This window comes from Micromonospora sp. NPDC005298 (assembly GCF_040607375.1).
GTDB lineage: Bacteria > Actinomycetota > Actinomycetes > Mycobacteriales > Micromonosporaceae > Micromonospora.
In genome coordinates this window covers 13,083-36,841 of the sequence record NZ_JBEXGP010000019.1, presented here as the reverse complement: position 1 = coordinate 36,841, position 23,759 = coordinate 13,083, and the positions used below count along the sequence as shown (strand labels likewise).

Genomic DNA, 23,759 nt, shown 5'->3' with positions numbered 1-23,759 from the left:
GCCGACCCCTAGCATGGGCGCGTGCCGACGAACTTCACCGCCGGGCCGGTCCGGGTCCGGGTTCCCGCGACCAGTGCCAACCTGGGCCCGGGCTTCGACGCGCTGGGCCTCGCCCTGGGGCTGTACGACGACCTCGCGGCCGAGGTGACGCCGGCCGGGGTCCGGGTGACGGTGACCGGGCAGGGCGCCGGCGAGCTGCCCGACGACGACCGGCACCTGGTCGTACGAGCCATGCGGGCCGCCTTCGACGTGCTCGGCGAGCAGCCCCCGGGGCTGAGCGTGGAGTGCGTCAACCGGATCCCGCAGGCGCGCGGGCTGGGCTCGTCGTCCGCCGCGATCGTCGCCGGTGTGCTGCTTGCCCGCGCGTTGGTGGTCGACGGCGACCAGCGGCTGGACACCGCCGGTGTGCTCCGGCTGACCGCCGGGATCGAGGGCCACCCGGACAACGTCGCCCCCTGCCTGCTCGGCGGTTTCACGCTCGCCTGGTCCGAGCTGGCCGGCGCCCGGGCGGTGTCTCTGCCGGTCGCCGCCGACGTACAGCCGACAGTTTTCGTGCCGGCCGAGCGTGGATTGACGGCGACCGCGCGTGCCGCGTTGCCGGCCACGGTGCCGCACGGCGACGCTGCGTTGACCGCCGGGCGGGCGGCGCTGCTCGTGCACGCCCTCACCACGGACCCGACGCTGCTGTTCCCGGCCACCGTCGACCGACTCCACCAGGACTATCGCGCACCCGGGATGCCGGCCACATCGGCCCTGGTCAACGCGTTGCGAGAGGTTGGTGTGGCGGCCGTGGTCAGTGGGGCCGGGCCGACCGTGCTGGCCCTCACCGACCCACCTGAGGGGTACACGCCGGGAACAGACTGGCAGATCTGGCAGTTACCGATAGACGTCAGCGGCGCCCGGGTCGCCCGGGGTAGACTTGGACACGCCGAGCGGGACCCTGTTGCCGCAGGTCGGAAGAGTTGATTACGCTCTAGGCCTAGCACAGCCGCGAAGCACGCGATCTCCTGCGGGGCGGCGCACCCCCGAAGCTCTCGGCGGTCAGCCCGTCACCCCTGCCAAAGGCCCACGCCGCGCCGCAGTTTCCACAGGTCGCCGCAGACGGCGAGACCTGCTCACCGACCCTTGGTGAGTCGGGATACCGCCCGGCTGCTGTGTCACAGACTCCCGCGACGCGTCCTTGCGAGGCGGGTGCACCGAGGCCGCCCGGCCACCTGAGCTCCGACTCCGGGCAGTCCCGGCCTATCGAGGGAAGGAATCCATTGAGCGACACCACCGACGTGACGTCGGATGTTTCCAACGTCGCTGGCGATGCCACCACCGCTGCTCCCGCCCGTCGTCGGCGTAGCGGCACCGGTCTGTCGGCGATGCTGCTGCCAGAGCTGCAGAGCCTGGCCGCGTCGCTCGGCATCTCCGGCACGGCTCGCATGCGCAAGGGCGAGCTGATCGCCGCGATCTCCGAGCGGCAGGGCGGCAACGCCGCCGGGACCCCTCGACCGCGGGCCGAGGTCGCGGCTGCGGCCGCTCCGACCCGTGAGGGGGTACGCGCCGACGTGCGGGAGACCGCCGACCGGCCGGCAGCCGAAGGACGCAGCGCCGACCAGGCGCCCGCCGAGCCGGCCGCCGAGACCGAGAGCCGGGGTCGTACCCGCCGCAGCCGCACCGCCACGGCGGAGGCTCGCACCACTGAGGCGCGTGGCACGGAGGCTCGCGGCTCCGAGACGCGCAGCTCCGAGGCTCGTGGCGCTGAGGCGCGCAGCTCCGAGGGGCGTGGCTCCGAGGGGCGTGGCGCTGAGGCGCGCAGCTCTGAGGGGCGTGGCTCTGAGGGGCGTGGCTCTGAGGGGCGCAGCTCCGAGGCTCGTACCGATGAGGCCGAGAGCGGCGAGCGGACCGACCGGGGCGAGAACCGCCGGGATCGGGCCGAGCGTGCCGACCGTGGCGAGCGCAACAACGAGCGGGGCGAGCGGGGCGAGCGTTCCGACCGCAACGACCGTGGCGACCGTGCCGACCGGGGTGAGCGCAACGACCGTGGCGACCGTGCCGAGCGTTCCGACCGTGGTGAGCGCAACGACCGTGGTGAGCGGGCCGAGCGTTCCGACCGGGGCGACCGTAACGACCGGGGCGACCGCAACGACCGGGGCGACCGTAACGACCGGGGCGACCGGGGCGACCGGGGCGACCGCAACGATCGTGGCCAGCGTGCCGAGCGCGACAACGACGACGACGACGAGGGCGGCGGTCGGCGTGGCCGGCGCAGCCGTTTCCGGGACCGTCGCCGTGGGCGTGGCGAGCGCGCCGAGACCGGTGGCGACACCGGTGGGCGTGAGCCCCAGGTCGGCGAGGACGACGTGCTCGTCCCGGTGGCCGGCATCATCGACGTGCTCGACAACTACGCCTTCGTGCGGACCACCGGCTACCTGGCCGGCCCGAACGACGTGTACGTCTCGATGTCCCAGATCAAGAAGTACGGCCTGCGCCGTGGTGACGCGATCACCGGTGCGGTGCGCGCGGCCCGCGAGGGCGGCAACAGTGGCGACCAGCGGCGGGACAAGTACAACCCGCTGATGCGGTTGGACACGATCAACGGGATGGAGCCGGAGGAGGCGCGGCGCCGGCCCGAGTTCTACAAGCTCACGCCGCTCTACCCGCAGGAGCGTCTGCGGTTGGAGACCGAGCCGCACATCCTGACCACCCGGGTCATCGACCTGGTCATGCCGATCGGCAAGGGCCAGCGGGCGCTCATCCAGTCGCCGCCCAAGGCGGGTAAGACGATGGTGCTCCAGGCGATCGCGAACGCGATCACCCGCAACAACCCGGAGTGCCACCTGATGGTGGTGCTGGTGGACGAGCGGCCCGAAGAGGTCACCGACATGCAGCGGTCGATCAAGGGCGAGGTCATCGCGGCCACGTTCGACCGTCCGCCGCAGGACCACACCACGGTCGCCGAGCTGGCGATCGAGCGGGCGAAGCGCCTGGTCGAGCTGGGGCACGACGTGGTCGTACTGCTCGACTCGGTGACGCGGCTCGGTCGGTCGTACAACCTGGCGGCGCCGGCCAGCGGCCGGATCATGTCGGGTGGTATCGACTCCACCGCGCTCTACCCGCCGAAGCGCTTCCTCGGAGCGGCCCGCAACATCGAGAACGGCGGTTCGCTGACCATCATCGCCACGGCGCTGGTGGAGACCGGGTCCATGGCGGACACGGTCATCTTCGAGGAGTTCAAGGGCACCGGTAACGCGGAGCTGAAGCTGGACCGGAAGATCGCCGACAAGCGGACCTTCCCGGCCATCGACATCAACCCGTCCGGTACGCGTAAGGAAGAGGTCCTGCTCGCACCCGAGGAGCTGGCCATCATCCACAAGCTCCGCAAGGTGCTGCACTCGCTGGACTCGCAGGCGGCCATGGACCTCCTGCTGGACCGGCTCAAGCAGTCCCGTACCAACATCGAGTTCCTGATGCAGATCGCGAAGTCGACGCCGGGGGAGTGACCATCCCCGGGTGACCGACGACGAAGGGGCACGGCCGACGAGGCCGTGCCCCTTCGTCATGCCCGCCCACCGCGGCTGGAATTTTCCTTCGGTTTGCTCGACAGGTCTTGAAACTTCTATTCATAGCCGGGTTGACTGTCGTCCATGCGTACCCGCAGACGATCCGCCCGCCGCACCGGCGTCCTGCTGTTGACGCCGCTGCTCGCCCTGGCCGTGTCACCGCCGGCCACCGCCGCACCCGCGACCCGGCCCGCCGCCCTGGCCACGGTCGGCTCGCCCACCGTCGCGGAGGACGCGCCGCCCGCGTCGTCACGCACGGGCGGCGCGGTCAGCCTGGCCGCCGACCCGACCGCCGCGACCGCGCCGGCCACCACCGCCGGCGGTCTGGAGCCGGCCGGCGGCCTGGAAACCACGAAGGCCACCCGGCCGGTCGCGCCGGGCGTGCAGCTCACCTCCTTCGACAGGTACGACGCCGACGGCTGGCTGCGCGCCGACGCGCTCACCACCGACCTCGCCGGTGGCTCCACGGTCGACTACGTCAACTCCGGTGCGGTCAGCCGGGCTGAGCCGCTGCGTACGGCGGTGGACGGCTCGCGCGCGGTCGCCGCCGTCAACGGCGACTTCTTCGACATCAACAACTCGGGTGCCGCCCAGGGGGTGGGTGTCCGCGACGGCGAGCTGATCCAGTCGGCGGTCAGCGGTCACCGCAACGCGGTGGCGATCACGGTGAACGGGCTCGGCCGGGTGATCGAGGTGAACTTCGACGGCACCGCGACCCTGCCCACCGGGCCGGTCTCGCTGACCCAGTTCAACAACCTGGTGCAGGCCGACGGCGTCGGCGCGTTCACCGAGCTGTGGGGGACGTACTCCCGGCAGCGTGCCGTCGAGGGCGCGGCCCGGGTGGTCGAGGTCACGGTGACCGGCGGTCGGGTGGCGGCGGTGGCGGACGCGGCCGGCAGCGGCCCGATCGTCGCCGGCAGCACGGTGCTGCTCGGCCGCGACGCCGGCGCGGACGCGCTCGCCGGCCTGCGCCCCGGTGACCCGGTGGCGGTGGCGTGGCGGCCGAAGCCGTCCGACGGCGGCGACCTGCACGCGGCGGTCGGTGGCGGGAACGTCCTGGTCCGCGACGGCGTCGTGCAGAGCATCGCCGACCCGACGCTGGCACCGCGCACCTCGGTCGGGTTCAGCGCCGACGGTCGCAAAATGATCATGTTGACGGTGGACGGTCGTCAGGTCGACAGCCGAGGCGTCACCCAGACCGAGATGGGCCGGATGATGGCCGAGCTGGGTGCCCACCACGCGCTCAACCTGGACGGTGGCGGCTCGTCCACCCTGCTGGCCCGTGAACCGGGCGCGCCGGCCGTGCAGGTGGAGAACGGCCCCTCCGACGGCAGCGAACGCGCCGTGCCGAACGGCCTGGCGATCTACGCGCCGAAGGGCAGCGGCCGGCTCACCGGCTACTGGGTCGAGACGGCAAGCGACCCCACCGCCGCCCCGGGCGTCTCGCCGGTGCGCGGTGGCCGGCCCGACCGGGTCTTCCCCGGACTGACCCGGACCCTCACCGCGGCCGGCTACGACGAGACGTACGGCCCGGCGGCCGGCACGCCCACCTGGCGGGCCACCCCGGCGGTACGCGGCCTGGTCGACCGCCACGGCGTGTTCCACGCCGGCGCGCCGGGGGCCAGCACGGTCACCGCCGCGCGGGGCCGGGTCACCGGCTCGCTCAACCTCACCGTGCTCGGCCCACTGGCCCGGGTCGGCACCACAGTGCCCCGCGTGGGCCTGACCGGGCAGGACGGCAACGCCCTGGTGGGAGTGGTCGGGTACGACGCCGAGGGCAACACCGCCCCGATCGAGCCGGCCGACGTGACCCTCGACTACGACCGGGACCTGCTGCGGATCACCCCCACCCGCGACGGCAACCTGACCGTCACCGCGCTGCGGGCCACCGGCTCGGCCCTGCTGACCGTCCACGTCGGACGGAAGAGCACCGTCCTGCCGGTCACCGTCGGGTTGACCGACGTACCGGTCGCCGGCTTCGACGACGCCGCCTCCTGGCGGTTCAGCCAGGCCCGGGCCAGCGGGTCGGTCGCGCCGGCCCCCGGGCACACCGGCACCGGCCTGCGGATGTCGTACGACTTCAGCCAGTCCACCGGCACCCGGGCCGCGTACGCCGACCCGCCCGCCTGGATCGAGGTGCCCGGCCAGCCGCAGGCGTTCGGCATGTGGATCCACGGCAACGGCACCGGGGAGTGGCCCAGCCTGCACCTGCACGACGCGCAGGACACCCAGCACGTGCTGCGCGGCCCGCTGATCACCTGGACCGGCTGGCGGTACGTGGAGTTCGCGGTGCCCGCCGGTGTGCAGTACCCGGTGCGGGTGCGCCGCTTCTACGTGGCCGAGACGAACGCCGCCGCGCAGTACACCAGCGAGGTGATCATCGACGACCTGGTGGCGAAGGTGCCCCCGACTGTCGAGGTGCCGGAGGTGGCCCCGCGTACCGATCGGGTGGTGGTCCGGGACGGCACGGTGGACGGCGCGCCGTGGCGGTTCGCGGTGCTCTCCGACGCCCAGTTCGTGGCCGCCGACCCGGACAGCGACCTGGTCGCCCAGGCCCGGCGGACGCTGCGCGAGGTGAAGGCCGCCTGGCCGGACTTCCTGCTGATCAACGGGGACTTCGTGGACACCGCCTACCCGGCCGACTTCGCGCTGGCCAGGCGGATCCTCGACGAGGAGTTGGGTGACGCGCTGCCCTGGTACTACGTGCCCGGCAACCACGAGATCATGGGCGCCCCGATCAGCAACTTCCAGGCGGCGTTCGGTGCCACCTCGCGGGTGTTCGACCACAACGGCACCCGCTTCGTCACGCTGAACTCGTCCACCGGCACGCTGCGCGGCGGCGGCTTCGACCAGGTGCGGATGCTGCGCGAGACGCTCGACGTGGCGGCCACCGACCGGCGTGTCGGCTCCGTCGTCGTCCTGCACCACCACCCGGCCCGTGACCCCAGCCCCGCGCAGGCCAGCCAGCTCACCGACCGCAAGGAGGCGGCGCTGCTGGAGCAGTGGCTCGCCGACTTCCAGCACCGCACCGGCAAGGGCGCGCTGTTCGTGGGCGGGCACGTCGGCACGTTCCACGCCGACCGGGTGGACGGCGTGCCGTACGTGATCAACGGCAACTCGGGCAAGACCCCGTCCACCCCCGCCGAAGAGGGCGGCTTCACCGGCTGGACGGAGTTCGGCGTGGACCCGGTCACCCCGGCCGAGGCCGACCGGGCCCGCCGAAACCCGCTCGCCGAGGGGCCGCCCTGGGTGGACGCGGAGTTCCACGCCCACGTGGACCGGCTCGCGCTGAACGCCCCGGCCAGCGTGGCGGTCGGCACCCCGGCCACGGTCACCGCCACGCTCACCCAACCCGGCGGGCGTACGGTCCCGGTGGCCGCACCGGTCAGCGCCGACTGGTCCGCCTCCCCGCAGGTGCACATCGGCGGCGTGGCCGGGGTACGTCCCTGGCACACGGCCCGCTTCGACCCGCTCACCGGCACGCTGACGGCACTGCGGCCCGGCGGCCCGGTACGTCTCACCGTGGCCGTCAACGGCGTCCTCGCCCAGGCCACCGTCGCCGTCACCAGGTGAACCGTCCGGACGGGTCCCGCGCGTCGTGGGCCCGTCCGGACGTACCTCAGAAGTCGCCCTCGGCCACCTGGAACACGGTCAGGCCGAGCTCCCGCCACATCCGCACCACCTGGACACGGTCGTCGAACACACCGACCACCCGGTAACGGTCCCGGATCTCCCGGTCGTAGATCTCCCGCTTGACGATCCAGTCCTTGCGGGAGTCGCCGACGGCCCGCAGGTGCAGGCCGAGGTGGGGGACCCGGACGTGCCGGGCCAGCCACGCCTCGGTGGCCGCCCGCGCGGAGGCGTCCCGACCGGAGCAGAAGACCACCCCGTACCCGGCCGCGTGCATGGCCCGGACCGCCGCGATCACCGCCGGATTCGGCCGGTCCTCGCCCACCCGGGTCATGTCGTACGGGCTGCGTGACACGGCCAGCGCGACGGTGCCGTCGATGTCCACCAGGACGATCTCCGGCGGCTGGGTCGACGGCGGGTGCACGGCGGCGGGCCGGCCGGTGCGGGCCTGCGGGACCGGCAACGGCAGGGTCCGCCCCGCCAGGTACCGGTCGTGCAGCCGACGGATGGCGTCCGCGCCGACCTGCTCGGCCTCCGGGCGGGCGGCGTCGCGGCGCAGGCACTCGTCGAGGGGTACGTCGGTGAAGTCGTGCACCTCGAACTCCGCGCCGTGCCGGGCGGCCAGGTCGGCCCACTCCCGCAGTGTCCGGGCCCGCAGGTTGGTGTCGTCCACGCACACGTCCGCCCGGGCCCGCAACAGCGCCTCGACCTGGGCCCGCTGCACGACCGTCACCTGCGCCTCGGCCCACTGGGTGAACAGCCGCTCGCCGTGCAGCATCCGGCGCAGGTCGTCCCGGTTGACCCGGACCACCGACGGCTGGAGCGTCCGGGCGAAGGTGGTCTTGCCCGAGGCGGGCAGTCCCCGGGTGGCGATCAGGCGGGTCATCGGCGCGCCTCCGGCTCGATCCGGGTACCCCCGGCGGGGCACGCGACGGCGGTTCGTCGGACGCGCGAATGCCCCGCTGGGCGGCGGGAATGCGGACGGGTAGGCACGTGTTGACGATGCCGGACGAGGTGTGCGGCCCGATTACCGGGTCGGCTCAGGCCCATGGCACACTGGTCAATCGGCCACCGGTTCCGGTTCACGCCCGAGCCCGTCGCGTACGGCGCGACGAGCGGTGACGGCGACCCGGCGACCACCAACGAGAGGACCGAGGCGAGATGAAGGCAAACATCCACCCGGAGTACGTGACCACCGAGGTCAGCTGCTCCTGTGGCAACACGTTCACGACCCGCAGCACCGCCAAGGGCGGGGCGATCCACGTCGAGACCTGCAGCGCCTGCCACCCGTTCTACACCGGTAAGCAGCGCGTTCTCGACACCGCCGGCCGGGTCGCGAAGTTCCAGCAGAAGTACGCCAAGGTTCAGGCCAAGAAGGCCAAGTAACTCCACGTTCGGCGCCCGCGTCCGGTTTCGCACCGGATGCGGGCGCCGTCCGCGTTCCACCCGGTCTTTCGCCTGGCCCGGCCGGCGCCCGCACCCTCGAAGGAGCATCCGCAGCATGAGCAGCGAGCGTCTGGCCGGTCTCCTCGACGAGTACGCCGAGTTGGAGAAGCGGCTGGCCGACCCGGCGATCCACGCCGACCAGGGCACCGCCCGCCGCGTCGGACGCCGGTACGCCGAGCTGGTGCCGCTGCACAAGGCCGCCGACGAGCTTGAGCAGGCGCGCGCCGACCTCGTCGCCGCCCGTGAGCTGGCCGCCGAGGACCCGTCCTTCGCGGGTGAGGCGGAGTCCATCGCGGCCACCCTGCCGGCGCTTGAGGAACGCCTCGCCGAACTGCTCATCCCCCGGGACCCGCACGACGCCAAGGACGTGATCGTCGAGATCAAGGCCGGTGAGGGCGGCGAGGAGTCGGCGCTGTTCGCCGGTGACCTGCTGCGGATGTACACCCGGTACGCGGAGCGCCACGGCTGGGTCACCGAGGTGATCGACGCGCAGGACTCGGACCTCGGCGGGGTCAAGGACGTGTCCCTGTCGATCCGGACCAAGGGTGTGCCCGAGGGCGGCAACGGCGTCTGGTCGCGGCTCAAGTGGGAGGGCGGCGTGCACCGGGTGCAGCGCGTCCCGGTCACCGAGTCGCAGGGCCGGATCCACACCAGCGCCGCCGGCGTGCTGGTGCTGCCCGAGGCCGAGGACGTCGACGTCACCATCGACCAGAACGACCTTCGGATCGACGTGTTCCGCTCGTCCGGGCCGGGCGGCCAGTCGGTGAACACCACCGACTCGGCGGTGCGGATCACCCACGTGCCCACCGGCATCGTCGTGTCCTGCCAGAACGAGAAGTCCCAGTTGCAGAACCGGGAGCAGGCCATGCGGATCCTGCGGGCACGGCTGCTCGCCGCCGCCCAGGAGCAGGCCGACGCCGCCGCCTCGGACGCCCGCAAGGCGCAGGTGCGCACGGTGGACCGCTCGGAGCGGATCCGCACCTACAACTTCCCGCAGAACCGGATCACCGACCACCGGATCGGCTACACCGCGTACAACCTGGACCTGGCGCTCGCCGGTGAGCTGGACGGCGTCCTGAACGCCCTGGCCGAAGCCGACCGAGCCGCCCGCCTGGCCGGCGACACCGAACTGACCCGCCGCTGAGCCTCCCGGCCCAGCCCCTGGTGGTCAGCTCGCCCGAGGGCGGGACTTGGCGCGCAGCATCTCCCGGTCGGCCACCTCGAAGGCGACGCTGAGCGCGTCGCGGAGCCCACCGCCGCCGGAGACCTCGGCGAAGCCGATGCTCACCCCGACCGGGGTGCCCGGCACCAGCGACTCCCAGTCCTCCGCGCGCACCGCCGCCTCGATCCGCCGGGCCACCTCGGCGGCCTCGGCCATGCCGGTGTCCGGAAGCACCACCACGAACTCGTCACCGCCGTAGCGGGCCACGAAGTCGCCCCGGCGCATCACCCTGTTGATCACCCCGGCGATGCGTTGCAGGACCAGGTCGCCGGAGTGGTGGCCGTGCCTGGTGTTGACCGCCTTGAACCCGTCCAGGTCGCAGACGCCGATCACCACCCGCTCGCCCCGGGTGACCACGGCGGTGATGTACCGCTCGAGCCGGCGGCGGTTGGGCAGGCCGGTGAGCGGGTCGGTCAGTGCCTCACCCTCGAACCGGGCCGCCTCGCGGCGCATCTCCTCGTGGTCGATCCGCGCGGCGATGCCGTCGATGTAGACGTCCCGCAGCCGGTCGTTGCGCTGCGCGGCCAGCCGGAACGCCAGCCGGTCGGCCCGGTGCGCGGCCACGTGGTCCCCGGCGCGGGCGAGCGCGATGCTGCGCAGGCGGGCCGGTTCCGCCGTGCCGAGGGTCTCGGTGGAGACCCGGATGGTGTCCAGCCGGGCCACCGCCTCGATCGGCCGGCCGGCGGCGACGGCCAGGCAGACCTGCCCGAGGTGCCGCATGTCCCGGGCCCGGGCACTGTCGCCGCCGTTCTGGAGCAGGTGCGACGGGTCGGTGTCCACCGTCGGCTCGACCCGGTCGCCGAGCGCGGCCTGCCGGGCCGCCGCGTACCCGTACGCGGCGAGGCTGCTCGGGCGTAGCTGGTCGGCGCGCCCGCTGTGCACGAACCGGGTCAGGTCGGCGGCGACGTCGCGCAGCACCCGCAGGCAGCCGTCGCTGTCGCCGTTGTGGTCGAGTGCCACGGCGTTGCGCAGCCGGATGCCCGGCGCGGCGAACGTCTCCTCGGGGATTCCGGCGGTCAGGCCGAGCTGCCGGGCGCGTTCGATCGCGCCCAGGGCGTACCCGTGGAAGCTGAGGTAGCTGTACGCCATCGCGAGGTCGTGCCAGCCCCAGGCGGTGTCCCGGTCCGGGTCCTCCACGGCGCTCAGCGCCCGGGCGGCCTTCACCAGGTGGGTGACGCAGCGGTCCAGTGCGCCCTGGTGGTGGGCGGCGAGCGCGGCCAGCGCGTTGAGGTGCCCGTGCAGGTAGGGCTCGGCGAGATCCCGGACCGCCGCCGACGCCTCCTCGATGGCCCTGGTGAACTCCGCCGTCCGACCGAGATTGATCAGCGCGGACAGCCGCTGCACCATGGCGTCCGCCCGCGCCGCCGGGTCGCTGGTGGTGCGGATCACCCGCTCCAGCAGGGCGTACGACTCCGCCGAGCGGCTGGCCTCCTGCAATGCCCGGGCACGCGTGAGGGCGTCAACCTGGTCATCGACCCGGTCGAGCCAGCCCACCCGCAAACCTCCCGTCGTGTGCGTCTCGACGCACGCGTTCGTCACGTAGCCCGCGACGCATCATGATTATCGCGTGACCACTCTGCCGCAACACCCCCCCGAAGGGACAGGACGGCTCCGTCCGTCCGCCGCGGTGGCCCGCGCGGCACGGGCGCTCGACGCCGCCGGGGTGGGTCCGGCGCGCGTGGAGGCGGAACTGCTGACGGCGTACGTGCTGGGGGTGCCCCGTGGCCGGCTGGCGCTCGCCGACGACCTGGGCGCCGACGACCTGGCGCGGCTCGACGAGCTGGTCCGCCGGCGCGCCGGGCGGGAGCCGTTGCAGCACCTGACCGGCCGGGCCGCGTTCCGGCACCTGGAGCTGGCGGTCGGCCCGGGCGTCTTCGTGCCCCGTCCGGAGACCGAGTTGCTGGCCGGCTGGGGTGTCGAGCAGGCACAGGGCCGGCCCGACCCGCTGGTGGTGGACCTGTGCAGCGGCTCCGGCGCCATCGCGCTGGCGGTGGCGCAGGAACTGCCGGGGGCCCGCGTGGTGGCGGTGGAGCGGTCGCCGGCGGCGCTGGCGTGGTTGCGGCGCAACGCGGCGGAGCGGGCCGCGGCGGGGGACCGCCCGATCGAGGTGGTCGAGGCCGACGTCACCGCCCCGGACCTGCTGGCGGAGCTGGTCGGTCGGGTGGACGTGCTGCTCTGCAACCCGCCGTACGTGCCGGTCGAGGTGGTGGTGCCGCCCGAGGTCGCCGCGCACGACCCGGCGGAGGCGGTCTTCGGCGGGTCGGACGGCCTGGCGGTGATCCGTCCGGTGATCACCCGGGCGGCGGCGCTGCTGCGCGCGGGCGGGGTGGTGGGCGTCGAGCACGACGACACGCACGGCGCGGCGGTGCCCGACCTGCTCGTCGGGGACGGCCGGTTCGCCGCCGTCGCGGAGCATCGGGACCTCACCGGCCGGCCCCGGTACGCCACCGCGTCCCGACGGGCGGACGGCCAGCACGCCCCGGGCGCGGCGGCGTGGCAGACTGACTCCTCGTGATGCTCTACGACTGCCGGTCGCCCGCCGATCGGGACCGCGGCATCGCTGCGGCCATCGAGGCGGTCAAGAACGGCGAACTGGTCGTCCTACCGACGGACACCGTCTACGGGATCGGCGCGGACGCGTTCACCCCGTACGCGGTCAAGGCGCTGCTGGACGCGAAGGGCCGGGGGCGGCAGATGCCGCCGCCGGTGCTGATCGGGTCCCGGCACACCCTGGACGGGTTGGTCTTCTCGCTGCCCACGGCCGCGCGTGACCTGGTGGAGGCGTTCTGGCCGGGTGCGTTGACGATCGTCGTCGAACACTCGCCGAGCCTCCAGTGGGACCTGGGCGACAAGACGGGCACGGTGGCGGTGCGGATGCCGCTGCACCCGGTGGCCCTGGAGGTGCTGCGGGAGACCGGCCCGATGGCGGTGTCGTCGGCCAACAAGACGGGTCAGCCCGCGGCGGTGACCGCCGAGGAGGCGCGCGACCAGCTCAGCTACTCGGTGCGGGCGTACCTGGAGGCCGGGCCCTGCCCGGACCCGGTGCCCAGCACGATCGTGGACCTGACCGGTGAGGTGCCGCAGCTGCTGCGGGCCGGCGCGATCCCGCTGGAGAAGCTGCGCGACGTGGTTCCGGATCTCGTCGACGGCCAGGGGGCCTGAGTGCCCCCGTTCACCGTGCTGCACGTCTGCATGGGCAACATCTGCCGGTCGCCGATGGCCGAGCGGCTGCTCGCCCTCGCCGTGCGGGAGCGGTTGGCCCGGCGTGAGCAGGACCCGGCGCGGGCGGAGGAGCTGCTGTTCAGCCACAGTGCCGGCACCGGCGGTTGGCATGCGGGCGAGGAGATGAACCCGCCGGCGGCGCGGCAGGTCGTCGGGCGTGGCGGGGACGTCGAGGGCTTCGCGGCGCGCAAGCTGCGGTCGGACCACATCGACGCCGCCGACCTGGTGCTGACCGCGACCGCCGACCAGCAGGAGTACGTGGTGGCGCTGCGGCCGGACGCGGCGGCCCGCACCTTCGTGCTCGGCGAGTTCGGTCGGCTGCTCGCGGCGGTGGACGTCGGCGCGCTGCCGCCGGCCGAGGCGACCCCGGAGGCGGTGTACGCCCGGGGCGTGGCGCTGGTGGCCGCGGCGCAGGACGCCCGGCTGGGTGTCTCGGCGTTGCCGACGGACGATCTCGACGACCCGTGGGGTCGTGGCGACCAGTGCTTCAGCCGGGTCGCCGACGAGATCGAGGAGACGGTCCACCCGCTGGCCGGCGCGCTGCTGCCCTGAGCGCCGTGCGAGTTTCCTCCGGGTTTGGGGAAAACCCGGGGCGAAAGGGGTGTTCCGGGTCATTCTGAACGGGTCCTAGCGTGACCGGCTCCTGCGGGGAGAGCTGATGATCCGGGCCCATCTCGACAAACTGCTGACCGTGGTGATCGCCGGCGTACTGGCCGGGCTGGTGCTGGCCGTGGCCGCCCTACCCGCGGCCCTGGTCTTCGGGATCGGCTTCAGCGCCCTGTCCACGCCCTACTCGGAGCTGCCGAACACCCTGCGGACGCCGCCCACCGCCCAGCGCTCCAACCTCTACGCCAACGACGGCACCACCCTGATCACCTCCTTCTACCAGGAGGACCGGTGGGACGTGCCGCTGCGGGAGGTGGCACCGGTGATGCGCCAGGCGATCGTGGCCGCCGAGGACGTCCGGTTCTACCAGCACAGCGGGGTGGACCTGCGTGGAGTGGCGCGCGCGTTCACCGTCAACAAGCGCGACGGCCAGACCCGGCAGGGCGCCTCCACGCTGACCATGCAGTACGTCCGCAACGTCCTGAGCAGCGACCCCCGGCTGACCGAGCGGCAGCGCCACGCGGCCACCGAGGTCACCACCGCCCGCAAGCTCCAGGAGATGCGGTACGCCCTGGCGATGGAACGGGAGCTGAACAAGGAGGAGATCCTCACCCGCTACCTGAACATCGCCTACTTCGGCGCCGGCGCGTACGGCATCGCGGCGGCCAGCAAGCGCTACTTCTCCCGCAGCCCCGCCGACCTCACCCTGGCCCAGGCCGCGCTGCTGGCCGGCCTGGTCCGGTCCCCGGACAGCGACGACCCGATCAACGGCGACGCCGACAGCGCGCTGAACCGGCGCACGTACGTGCTGGAGCAGCTGGTGGAGACCGGCCAGGTGTCGGCGGAGGCGGCGGCCGCCGCCCGGGCCGAGCCGTTGCAGCTGCGGCCCAGCGAAACCCCGAACGACTGCACGGCCGTGCCGGACGGACACAACGACTGGGGATTCTTCTGCGACTGGTTCACCAGATGGTGGAGCGACCAGCCCGCGTTCGGGTCGACCGCCGACGAGCGGCAACGCACGCTGCGCCGGGGCGGGTTCTCCATCGTCTCCTCGCTGGACCCGGGGGTGCAGCGGGCCACCACCGAGCAGGTGCTGGGGATCTACCGGCCGACCGAGGCGCGGGCCGTGCCGACCGTGGTCGTACAGCCCGGCACCGGGCGGGTGCTGGCGATGTCGGTGAACCGCAACTACAGCGTCGAGGACAACCCGGTCGGGCAGAAGAACCACCCGAACACGGTCAACCAGCTGGTCGCCGGCGGTGGCGCGATCGAGGGGTACCAGGGCGGTTCGACGTTCAAACTCTTCGCCCTGCTCGCCGCCCTGGAGTCCGGGATGCCGCTGTCGACGGACTTCGTCGCGCCCACCCAGTTGCTCACCCGTTTCCCGGTCACCGGACCGGGCAGTTGCGACGGCCGCTGGTGTCCGGCGAACGCCAGCCCCTCGTCGATGGACGGCCCGCGCACCATGTGGACGGCGTTCGGCCGCTCGGTGAACACCTACTTCGCGTGGCTCACCGAGCGGGTCGGCGCCGACCGGGTGGTCGAGATGGCCGAGCGGCTGGGCATCGTGCTGCGTGCCGACTCCGACGCCCGGCTCGCCCGGTACGGCGCGAAGGACTGGGGTCCGTTCACCCTGGGCGTGGCCGCGACGACCCCGCTGGACCTGGCCACGGCGTACGCCACGGTGGCCGCCGAGGGGACCTGGTGCGCGCCGCTGCCGGTCGTCTCGATCTCCGACTCGGGTGGCCGGCCGGTCGACGCCGCGAAACCGGACTGCCGGCAGGTGCTCGACGCCGACGTGGCCCGGGCGGCCACCGACGCGGCCCGCTGCCCGGTCGGCGACCAGTCGATGTACGGGCGCTGCGACGGGGCCACCGCGCCCGGTCTGCGTGCCCGGCTCGGCCGGCCGGTCGCCGGTAAGACCGGCAGTTCGGAGCGGTACGAGACGGAGACGGTGGTGGCGTTCACGCCGCAGCTCGCGGTCGCCTCGATGGCGGCGAACCCGGACGATCCCCGCGACGCGGTCGGTCAGGCGGTGCAGTCGCGGATGGTGGACGCGGTCGGCGAGGTCCTCTCCGTGGCCCTGCGCGACCAACCGGTCCGCGACTTCGTCCCGCCGAGCGAACGAACCGCCTTCCAGCAGACCCAACCCCGCGCCGGCAACTAACCCCCCCCGGGGGTCAGGGGGTCTGTTCGGCGTTGCGGGCTATGTTGCGGGCCATTCCGCCGAAGACCACCGCGTGGAACGGGGCCACCGAGCCCCAGTAGGCGTGGCCGGCGAGGCCTCGGGGCAGGAAGACGGCGCGCTGCTGGTAGCGGCTGCGGCCGTCGTCGGACGGTAGGGCCCGCATCTCCAGCCAGGCCCGGCCGGGCAGCCGCATCTCGGCGCGCAGCCGCAGCAGCTCACCGGGGACGATCTCCTCGACCCGCCAGAAGTCCAGCGCCTCGCCGACCTGGAGGCGGTGCGGGTCGCGGCGGCCCCGGCGCAGTCCGACGCCGCCGACGAGCCGGTCCAGCCAGCCGCGGATCGACCAGGCGAGGGGGAACGAGTACCAGCCGTGTTCGCCGCCGACGCCCTCGATGACCCGCCACAGCGCCGCCGGCGACGCGTCCACCGCCCGCTCACGAACGTCGGTGTACGCGGTGCCACCGGACCACTCCGGGTCGCTGGGCAGCGGCTCGGCGGGCGCGTCCGGGCCGCTCGCGGTCGACCAGCGGGTCTCCACCTGCGCGTCGCGTACCTTGGCCAGCGCCAGCGCCACCGCGTCGTCGAAGCCGGTCAGCCCGCCGGGCGGGTCCGGCACGTACCGGGCGATGTCGTGTTCGTGTGCGACGGCCTCGTGGATGAGGCTCTCCACCAGCGGGCGGGCGATGGCGTTCGGCACCGGCGTGATGAGACCGACCCAGTGCGAGGAGAGCGACGGGGTGAGCGGCCGGACCGGCACGATGATCCGCCGCCGCAGCCCGGCCACCCGGGCGTAGCGCTGCATCATGTCGAGGAACGTGAGCACGTCCGGGCCGCCGATGTCGAAGCCTCGGTTGACCTCCGGCGGGAGCGCGGCGCAGCCGGCCAGGTAGCGCAGCACGTCGCGGACGGCGATCGGCTGGATCCGGTTCCGCACCCAGCGGGGGGTGACCATGGCGGGCAGACGCTCGGTGAGGTAGCGCAGCATCTCGAACGACGCCGAGCCGGACCCGATGATCACCGCGGCGCGCAGCACCGCCGTGGGGACCCCGCTGTCCAGCAGGATCCGGCCCACCTCGGCCCGGGACCGCAGGTGCGGGGAGGGGACCTCCGCGTCGGCTGCCGGCTCCGGGCCCCCCAGGTAGACGATCCGGCGTACGCCGGCCGCGCGGGCCGCCCGCGCGAAGTTGGTCGCGGCGGTGCGGTCGGCGGCCTCGAAGTCGGGCCGGCCCAGGGAGTGCACCAGGAAGTACGCGACGTCCACGTCGGCGAACGCGGCGTCCAGCGTCTCCGGCCGACTGAGGTCGCCCTCGACGATCTCGGCGGCGGAGGCCCATGGCACGTCGCGCAGCCGCACCGCCTTGCGGGCGAGGCAGCGCACGGTGTGTCCGTCGGCGAGCAGCAGTGGCGTCAGTCGCCCGCCGATGTATCCGGTGGCTCCGGTGACGAGGCATCTCACGGCTCCCAGTGTGCGGCCCCCTAGACTCGTTCGCTGTGGAGACCGAGACGAGCACCTTCTGGGGGCCGGATTTCGCCCAGCTCAGGGCCACCGACCCGGAGATCGCCGAGGTGGTTCTTGGCGAGCTGGACCGGTTGCGGGGTGGCCTCCAGCTGATCGCCAGCGAGAACCTGACCTCGCCGGCGGTGCTGGCCGCGCTCGGTTCGACGTTGACCAACAAGTACGCCGAGGGCTATCCGGGTCGGCGCTACTACGGCGGCTGCGCCGAGGTGGACCGGGCCGAGGAGATCGGCATCGCCCGGGCCAGGGAACTCTTCGGGGCCGAGCACGCCAACCTCCAGCCGCACTCCGGGGCGAGCGCCAACCTGGCCGCGTACGCCGCGCTGGTGCAGCCGGGGGACACGGTGCTGGCGATGGACCTGCCGCACGGTGGGCACCTCACCCACGGCAGCCGGGTGAACTTCTCCGGCAAGTGGTTCCACCCGGTCGGTTACACGGTCCGCCCGGACACCGAGCTGATCGACTACGACGAGGTACGGGACCTGGCCCGCGCCCACCGCCCCAAGATGATCATCTGTGGTGCCACGGCGTACGCCCGGCTGATCGACTTCGCCCGGTTCCGGGAGATCGCCGACGAGGTCGGCGCGTACCTGATGGTGGACGCCGCGCACTTCATCGGCCTGGTCGCCGGGCGCGCGATCCCGTCTCCGGTGCCGTACGCCGACGTCGTCTGCGCCACGACCCACAAGGTGCTGCGCGGCCCGCGCGGCGGCATGATCCTGTGCCGGGAGTCGCTGGCCCAGCGGATCGACAAGGCGGTCTTCCCGTTCACCCAGGGCGGCCCGCTGATGCACGCGGTCGCCGCGAAGGCCGTCGCGCTGCGCGAGGCGGCGCAACCGGAGTTCCAGACGTACGCCGGTCAGGTGGTCCGCAACGCCCAGGCGCTCGCCGCCGGGTTGGCCGCCGAGGGGATGCGCCCGGTGTCCGGCGGCACGGACACCCACCTGGCCCTGATCGACCTGCGGGAGCTGGGCGTGACGGGCGCCGAGGCGGAGAACCGCTGCGGCGCCGCGTCGATCACGCTCAACAAGAACGCCATCCCGTACGACCCGCGACCGCCGCTGGTGGCCTCGGGCATCCGGGTGGGCACGCCCAGCGTCACCACGCAGGGGATGCGCGAGGGGGAGCTGCGGCAGGTGGCCACCCTGATCGCCCGTGCGGTGCGTACCGATCCGGGTGCCCCGGGTGGCGCCGACGACCTGGCCCGCGTGGGTGCCGAGGTGGCCGAGCTGGTCGCCGCGTTCCCGGCGTACCCCCGTGGCTGAGCCCGGGGTGGTCGAGCCCGACGCCGACCGGCGGTGGCGGTTGCGGCACCTGCCGGTGCTGCTCGTCGCGTCGGTGGCGCTGGCCGCTGTCGCCGCGGTGGTGGGTGGGGCGACCGGCGGTGTGACCGCCGCGTTCGGCGCGGCGGCCGGCGTTGGTGTCACGGTGCTCAGCTACACCCTCACGACCGTGGTGCTGGCCTGGGCCGACCAGATCAACCCGCAGTTGCTGCTGCCGCTCGGGCTGGGCCTGTACGCGCTGAAGTTCACCCTCCTGGGTGTGGTCATGGTGGCGGTGGCGTCGACCGGTTGGCCCGGGTTGGTCCCGCTCTGCCTCGGCATCGTCGCCGGGGTGGCAGTGTGGACGGCGGTGCACATCTGGTGGCTGACCAGCGTGCATGCCCGCCGACCGCGGAGCTGACCCGGCGATCGGCGGGGCGTCGTCCCAGCTTTCGGACGCGCGGCAATGTGTCGGCCTCCGGTCATTCTCCGACGGGCGGAAGGGGAGTAGCGTGCCCACAGACGACGCGAGCCCAGAGATGCCCACACAACGACGGTTGTGCGGGGGGTGAGGCACAGCCTCGTCTTCCCGGCTGATATCGTTCGCCCCGTCATGGCTGGTGACCAAACCCCCCGTCCCGCCGGTGAATCGGACGACATTCCGTCCGGCGCCGGTCAGGGTTGGACCGCGCTCAGCTACCTCATCGGAGGCATGCTCGTGTGGGGTTTCATCGGCTGGCTGGTCGACCAGTGGCTCGACACCGGTGGCGTCGCCACCGGGATCGGCGTCGTGCTCGGCATGGCCGGGGGAATCATCCTGGTCGTCCGCCGACTCGGCACGCCTACTTAGGAAGGGACGCGGTGTTCGGACAGGCGAATGTCCTGGCGGCGGGCCAGGCGAATTTCCCACCCACGGTGGAGGACTTCTACCTGCCCAGCATCCTGCCCTGGGGTGCGCACGACTCGTACTGGTTCACCAAGATCACGGCGATGGTCTGGATCGCGGTCGGCGTCCTGATCATCTTCTTCCTGGCGACCTACCGGAACCCGCAGCTGGTCCCGACCAAGAAGCAGTGGTTCGCCGAGTCGATCTACGGCTTCGTGCGCAACAACATCGCGGTCGACATGATCGGCCACGCGGGTGTGCGGTTCGCCCCCTACTTCACGACGCTGTTCTGCTTCGTGCTGCTGACGAACGCGTTCGCGATCATCCCGTTCTTCCAGATCTCGCCGAACTCGCACATCGCCTTCCCGGCGATCCTCGCGATCATCAGCTACGTGCTGTTCAACTACATCGGCATCAAGCACCACGGCTTCGTCAAGTACTTCAAGAACTCGCTGATCCCGCCGGCACCCTGGTACATCCTGCCGCTGCTGATCCCGATCGAGCTCTTCTCGACCTTCATCGTCCGGCCGTTCTCGCTCGCGGTTCGTCTCTTCGCGAACATGTTCGCCGGTCACATGCTCCTGCTGGTCTTCACGCTCGGCGGTTTCGCCATGCTGAGCGCCAACGCCTGGCTGGCTCCGGTCTCGGTGCTCTCCTGGGTGATGACCATCGCGCTCACCTTCCTCGAGTTCCTGGTGATCTGCCTGCAGGCATACGTCTTCACCGTCCTCACCGCCAGCTACGTGCAGGGCGCGCTCGCCGACGAGCACTGATCCACCGCACCAACCGTTGTCGTCCCGCGTGAGAGTCACGCGTGATAACCAGGAGGAACCACACCAATGGACGCTAGCGTTCTCGCCGCGGTAGAGGGCAGCACCGCCGCCATCGGCTACGGCCTCGCGGCCATCGGCCCGGGCATCGGCGTCGGCCTGGTCTTCGCCGCCTACATCCAGTCGACCGCCCGCCAGCCGGAGTCGTCCCGGATGACTCTGCCGTACGTCTGGATCGGCTTCGCCGTCATCGAGGCGCTGGCGCTGCTGGGCATCGCCTTCGGCTTCATCTGGGCCGGCTGATCCCGCCCATAGACCGGGAGGTAACCATGTACTTCCTCGCCGCTGAGGGTGGTGAGTCGACCCACAACCCGATCATCCCGCTCTGGCAGGAGATCGTGGTCGGTTCGGTCGCCTTCGCCGTGCTCTGCTTCGTGCTGATGAAGTTCGTCTTCCCCCGCATGGAGCAGACGTTCCAGGCTCGGGTCGACGCGATCGAGGGCGGCATCAAGCGCGCCGAGGCCGCCCAGGCCGAGGCGAACCAGCTGCTCGAGCAGTACCGGGCCCAGCTCGCCGAGGCCCGGACCGACGCCGCCAAGATCCGTGACGACGCGCGGGCCGACGCCGAGGGCATCCGGCAGGACATCCTCGCCAAGGCGCGGGAAGAGTCCGACCGGGTCATCCAGGCCGGCAAGGACCAGCTCGCCGCCGAGCGGGCCACCATCGTGCGTGAGCTGCGTGCCGAGGTCGGCACCATCGCGGTGGACCTGGCCAGCAGGATCGTCGGCGAGTCGCTTGCCGACGAGGCGCGGCGCAAGGGCACCGTCGACCGGTTCCTGAGCGGTCTCGAGAGCACGGGGGCCCGCTGATGCAGGCCGCCAGCCGGGAGTCGTACAAGGTCGCGGCCGAGCGCCTCGACGCGTACGTCCGCGGCAATGACGCGGTCGCGGTGGCACACACCGCGAACGACCTGCTCGCTGTCGGCGGGCTGCTGCGACGGGAGCCCCGGCTGCGCCGGGCGCTCTCGGACCCGGCCCGGTCCGGCGCGGATCGCGCCGAACTGCTCGGCGGGATGCTGCGCGGCAAGGTCGGCGAGGGTGCGCTCGAGCTGCTCGCCGCGCTGGTGTCCGGCCGTTGGTCGGCACCGTCGGAGTTGCTCGACGCCGTCGAGCGACTCGGCGTGGAAGCGGTGCTCGCCAGCACCGAGGCCTCCGGTGACCTCGGCGAGGTCGAGGACGAGCTGTTCCGATTCGGGCAGGTCGTCGCCGGCGAGCCCCAGCTCGCGGCGGTGCTGTCCAACTCGGCGGCCCCGGTGGAGCAGCGCGGGGTCCTGGTCGGCCAGCTGCTGGCCGGCAAGACCCGTCTGGCCACCGTTCGCCTCATCGAGGTGGCGCTGTCCGGCTTCGGGGGGCGCTCCTTCAGCGGATCGCTCACCCGGCTCGTGGAACTCGCCGCCGAACGGCGGGACCGTCAGGTGGCGTACGTCACCGTGGCGGCCCCGTTGAGTGACGACGAGGAGCGCCGGCTGGGTGCGAGCCTCGCTGGGATATACGGTCGAGAGGTCTCCGTCAAGCAGACGGTCGACCCCAACGTCCTGGGTGGCGTGAGCGTGCGGGTCGGTTCCGACCTGTACGACGGCACCATTCTTCGCCGCCTCAACGAGACCCGCAACGCGCTCGCGAAGCGCTGAGCGGCTCCGCCGCCCGATGCAAGGGCGGCACCGCCGCGCAGCGCCCGGATTGACAGACGCCATTCGGACCGGTCGGTACTAGGTATCCCGGGCCCCTGAATTTTAAGGAAGCAGAGGATGGCCGAGCTGACCATCTCGACGGAGGAGATCCGCGGCGCCCTGGAGCGCTACGTCTCCTCCTACTCGTCCGACGTCTCCCGCGAGGAGGTCGGCACCGTCGCCGACACCGGCGACGGTATCGCCCACGTCGAGGGCCTGCCCTCGACCATGACCAACGAGCTCCTGGAGTTCGAGGACGGCACGCTCGGCGTGGCGTTGAACCTCGACGTTCGGGAGATCGGCGTCGTCGTTCTCGGTGACTCCGCCAAGCTGGAGGAGGGGCAGCGCGTCAAGCGCACCGAGCGGGTTCTCTCCGTTCCGGTCGGCGACGCCTTCCTCGGCCGCGTGGTCGACGCCCTCGGCCAGCCGATCGACGGCCTCGGTGACATCGCCAACGAGGGCTTCCGCGAGCTGGAGCTGCAGGCTCCGAACGTGATGTCCCGGCAGTCGGTGTTCGAGCCGCTGCAGACCGGCATCAAGGCGATCGACGCGATGACCCCGATCGGTCGGGGCCAGCGGCAGCTGATCATCGGTGACCGGAAGACCGGCAAGACCACTGTCGCCCTGGACGCCATCCTCAACCAGCGGGACAACTGGCGCACCGGCGACCCGAAGAAGCAGGTCCGCTGCATCTACGTCGCCATCGGCCAGAAGGCCTCCACCATCGCCTCGATCAAGGGGCAGCTGGAGGAGGCGGGCGCGATGGAGTACACGACCATCGTCGCCTCGCCGGCGTCCGACCCGGCCGGCTTCAAGTACCTCGCCCCGTACACCGGCTCGTCCATCGGGCAGCACTGGATGTACGGCGGCAAGCACGTTCTGATCGTCTTCGACGACCTGAGCAAGCAGGCCGAGGCGTACCGCGCCGTGTCGCTGCTGCTGCGTCGCCCGCCGGGCCGTGAGGCGTACCCGGGTGACGTCTTCTACCTGCACTCCCGCCTGCTGGAGCGTTGCGCGAAGCTCTCCGACGAGCTGGGTGGCGGCTCGATGACCGGTCTGCCGATCATCGAGACGAAGGCCAACGACATCTCGGCCTTCATCCCGACCAACGTCATCTCGATCACCGACGGCCAGATCTTCCTGGAGACGGACCTGTTCAACCAGGGCGTCCGCCCGGCGATCAACGTCGGTACCTCGGTCTCCCGGGTCGGTGGCGCCGCGCAGGTGAAGCCGATGCGTAAGGTCGCCGGTTCGCTGCGGCTCAACCTGGCCCAGTACCGCGAGCTGGAGGCGTTCGCCGCCTTCGCCTCCGACCTGGACCGGGCCTCGCGGGCCCAGCTCGACCGCGGTGTGCGCCTCGTCGAGCTGCTCAAGCAGCCGAACTACTCGCCGTTCCCGGTCGAGCAGGAGGTCGTCTCGGTCTGGGCCGGCGTCGAGGGCAAGCTTGACGACATCCCGGTGGGTGAGGTCCGGCGCTTCGAGGCGGAGTTCCTCCAGTACCTGCGGCACAAGCACGAGGGTGTGCTGGCCGGGATCGCCGACAACCAGTGGAACGATGACATCATCGGCTCCCTGGAGGCGGCGATCGCCGAGTTCAAGCAGGTCTTCCTCGGCAAGGAGGACGAGCGCAAGGTCAACGACGCGCCGGCCACGCCGCTCGAGGGCGAGCAGAACCGCGAGACGGTGACCCGCTTCCGCGACGGCGCGACCGACCGCCCGGCCGAGAGCTGATCC

At 72.4% G+C, this 23,759-nt stretch carries 20 protein-coding genes; 17 read left to right on the top strand and 3 right to left on the bottom strand.

The window, feature by feature from the left end:
* Positions 1 to 21 precede the first annotated feature (21 nt).
* From thrB to ABZS77_RS22795, 3 genes are all read left to right on the top strand, one after another.
* The gene (gene thrB, locus ABZS77_RS22805) at positions 22 to 966 is read left to right on the top strand and encodes a homoserine kinase (protein WP_354826132.1); all 945 of its coding nucleotides are present in this window, start codon (positions 22 to 24) and stop codon (positions 964 to 966) included.
* Between the two features lie 296 nt (positions 967 to 1,262).
* The gene (gene rho, locus ABZS77_RS22800; RefSeq protein WP_354826129.1) at positions 1,263 to 3,488 is read left to right on the top strand and encodes a transcription termination factor Rho; all 2,226 of its coding nucleotides are present in this window, start codon (positions 1,263 to 1,265) and stop codon (positions 3,486 to 3,488) included.
* Positions 3,489 to 3,632: 144 nt separating this feature from the next.
* Positions 3,633 to 7,121 carry a phosphodiester glycosidase family protein gene (locus tag ABZS77_RS22795; RefSeq protein ID WP_354826127.1) on the top strand — a complete coding sequence of 1,163 codons (3,489 nt, stop codon included), beginning with the start codon at positions 3,633 to 3,635 and terminating at the stop codon, positions 7,119 to 7,121.
* Positions 7,122 to 7,167: 46 nt separating this feature from the next.
* On the opposite strand, the gene ABZS77_RS22790 is transcribed toward ABZS77_RS22795, so the two are convergent.
* The gene (locus ABZS77_RS22790; RefSeq protein WP_354826125.1) at positions 7,168 to 8,064 is read right to left on the bottom strand and encodes an AAA family ATPase; all 897 of its coding nucleotides are present in this window, start codon (positions 8,062 to 8,064) and stop codon (positions 7,168 to 7,170) included.
* 275 nt (positions 8,065 to 8,339) lie between these two features.
* Between ABZS77_RS22790 and rpmE the strand changes: the two genes are divergently transcribed.
* On the top strand, positions 8,340 to 8,564 hold the full coding sequence (gene rpmE, locus ABZS77_RS22785) for a 50S ribosomal protein L31 (protein WP_007464546.1): 225 nt from the start codon (positions 8,340 to 8,342) through the stop codon (positions 8,562 to 8,564).
* A 115-nt stretch (positions 8,565 to 8,679) separates the two neighbouring features.
* The gene (gene prfA, locus ABZS77_RS22780; RefSeq protein ID WP_354826122.1) at positions 8,680 to 9,768 is read left to right on the top strand and encodes a peptide chain release factor 1; all 1,089 of its coding nucleotides are present in this window, start codon (positions 8,680 to 8,682) and stop codon (positions 9,766 to 9,768) included.
* 24 nt (positions 9,769 to 9,792) lie between these two features.
* On the opposite strand, the gene ABZS77_RS22775 is transcribed toward prfA, so the two are convergent.
* On the bottom strand, positions 9,793 to 11,340 hold the full coding sequence (locus tag ABZS77_RS22775; protein ID WP_354826119.1) for a GGDEF domain-containing protein: 1,548 nt from the start codon (positions 11,338 to 11,340) through the stop codon (positions 9,793 to 9,795).
* A gap of 73 nt (positions 11,341 to 11,413) precedes the next feature.
* Between ABZS77_RS22775 and prmC the strand changes: the two genes are divergently transcribed.
* From prmC to ABZS77_RS22755, 4 genes are all read left to right on the top strand, one after another.
* On the top strand, positions 11,414 to 12,361 hold the full coding sequence (gene prmC, locus ABZS77_RS22770) for a peptide chain release factor N(5)-glutamine methyltransferase (protein WP_354826116.1): 948 nt from the start codon (positions 11,414 to 11,416) through the stop codon (positions 12,359 to 12,361).
* On the top strand, positions 12,361 to 13,008 hold the full coding sequence (locus ABZS77_RS22765) for an L-threonylcarbamoyladenylate synthase (protein WP_354826328.1): 648 nt from the start codon (positions 12,361 to 12,363) through the stop codon (positions 13,006 to 13,008). Before prmC ends, ABZS77_RS22765 begins: the two co-directional genes overlap by 1 nt.
* Positions 13,009 to 13,620: a phosphotyrosine protein phosphatase gene (locus ABZS77_RS22760; protein ID WP_354826114.1), complete on the top strand. Its 612-nt coding sequence runs from the start codon at positions 13,009 to 13,011 to the stop codon at positions 13,618 to 13,620. It abuts the gene before it with no gap.
* Between the two features lie 106 nt (positions 13,621 to 13,726).
* Positions 13,727 to 15,841 carry a transglycosylase domain-containing protein gene (locus ABZS77_RS22755; protein ID WP_354826112.1) on the top strand — a complete coding sequence of 705 codons (2,115 nt, stop codon included), beginning with the start codon at positions 13,727 to 13,729 and terminating at the stop codon, positions 15,839 to 15,841.
* Between the two features lie 13 nt (positions 15,842 to 15,854).
* Here ABZS77_RS22755 and ABZS77_RS22750 read toward each other — a convergent pair whose 3' ends face one another.
* Positions 15,855 to 17,318, bottom strand: coding sequence for an SDR family oxidoreductase (locus tag ABZS77_RS22750; RefSeq protein WP_354826110.1), 1,464 nt, complete (start codon positions 17,316 to 17,318; stop codon positions 15,855 to 15,857).
* Between the two features lie 35 nt (positions 17,319 to 17,353).
* On the opposite strand from ABZS77_RS22750, the gene glyA reads away from it, so the two are divergent.
* From glyA to atpA, 8 genes are all read left to right on the top strand, one after another.
* Positions 17,354 to 18,643 (top strand): serine hydroxymethyltransferase, encoded by a 1,290-nt coding sequence (gene glyA, locus ABZS77_RS22745; RefSeq protein WP_354826108.1) that lies wholly within the window; start codon positions 17,354 to 17,356, stop codon positions 18,641 to 18,643.
* Positions 18,636 to 19,061, top strand: a complete 426-nt coding sequence (locus tag ABZS77_RS22740) for a hypothetical protein (protein WP_354826106.1) — start codon at positions 18,636 to 18,638, stop codon at positions 19,059 to 19,061. The genes glyA and ABZS77_RS22740 overlap by 8 nt, the downstream gene beginning before the upstream one ends.
* A 192-nt stretch (positions 19,062 to 19,253) precedes the next feature.
* Positions 19,254 to 19,490 (top strand): hypothetical protein, encoded by a 237-nt coding sequence (locus tag ABZS77_RS22735; protein ID WP_354826103.1) that lies wholly within the window; start codon positions 19,254 to 19,256, stop codon positions 19,488 to 19,490.
* A gap of 11 nt (positions 19,491 to 19,501) precedes the next feature.
* Positions 19,502 to 20,299 carry a F0F1 ATP synthase subunit A gene (atpB, locus tag ABZS77_RS22730; protein ID WP_354826100.1) on the top strand — a complete coding sequence of 266 codons (798 nt, stop codon included), beginning with the start codon at positions 19,502 to 19,504 and terminating at the stop codon, positions 20,297 to 20,299.
* Positions 20,300 to 20,365: 66 nt separating this feature from the next.
* Entirely contained in the window at positions 20,366 to 20,599 is a 234-nt protein-coding gene (locus ABZS77_RS22725; protein WP_030488047.1) for an ATP synthase F0 subunit C, read from the top strand.
* Positions 20,600 to 20,625: 26 nt separating this feature from the next.
* Positions 20,626 to 21,165, top strand: a complete 540-nt coding sequence (locus ABZS77_RS22720) for a F0F1 ATP synthase subunit B (RefSeq protein WP_354826098.1) — start codon at positions 20,626 to 20,628, stop codon at positions 21,163 to 21,165.
* Positions 21,165 to 21,986 (top strand): F0F1 ATP synthase subunit delta, encoded by an 822-nt coding sequence (locus ABZS77_RS22715; RefSeq protein ID WP_354826095.1) that lies wholly within the window; start codon positions 21,165 to 21,167, stop codon positions 21,984 to 21,986. Before ABZS77_RS22720 ends, ABZS77_RS22715 begins: the two co-directional genes overlap by 1 nt.
* Before the next feature lie 117 nt (positions 21,987 to 22,103).
* Complete coding sequence (atpA, locus tag ABZS77_RS22710) at positions 22,104 to 23,756, top strand: F0F1 ATP synthase subunit alpha (protein ID WP_354826092.1); 1,653 nt, start codon at positions 22,104 to 22,106, stop codon at positions 23,754 to 23,756.
* Positions 23,757 to 23,759: the final 3 nt, after the last annotated feature.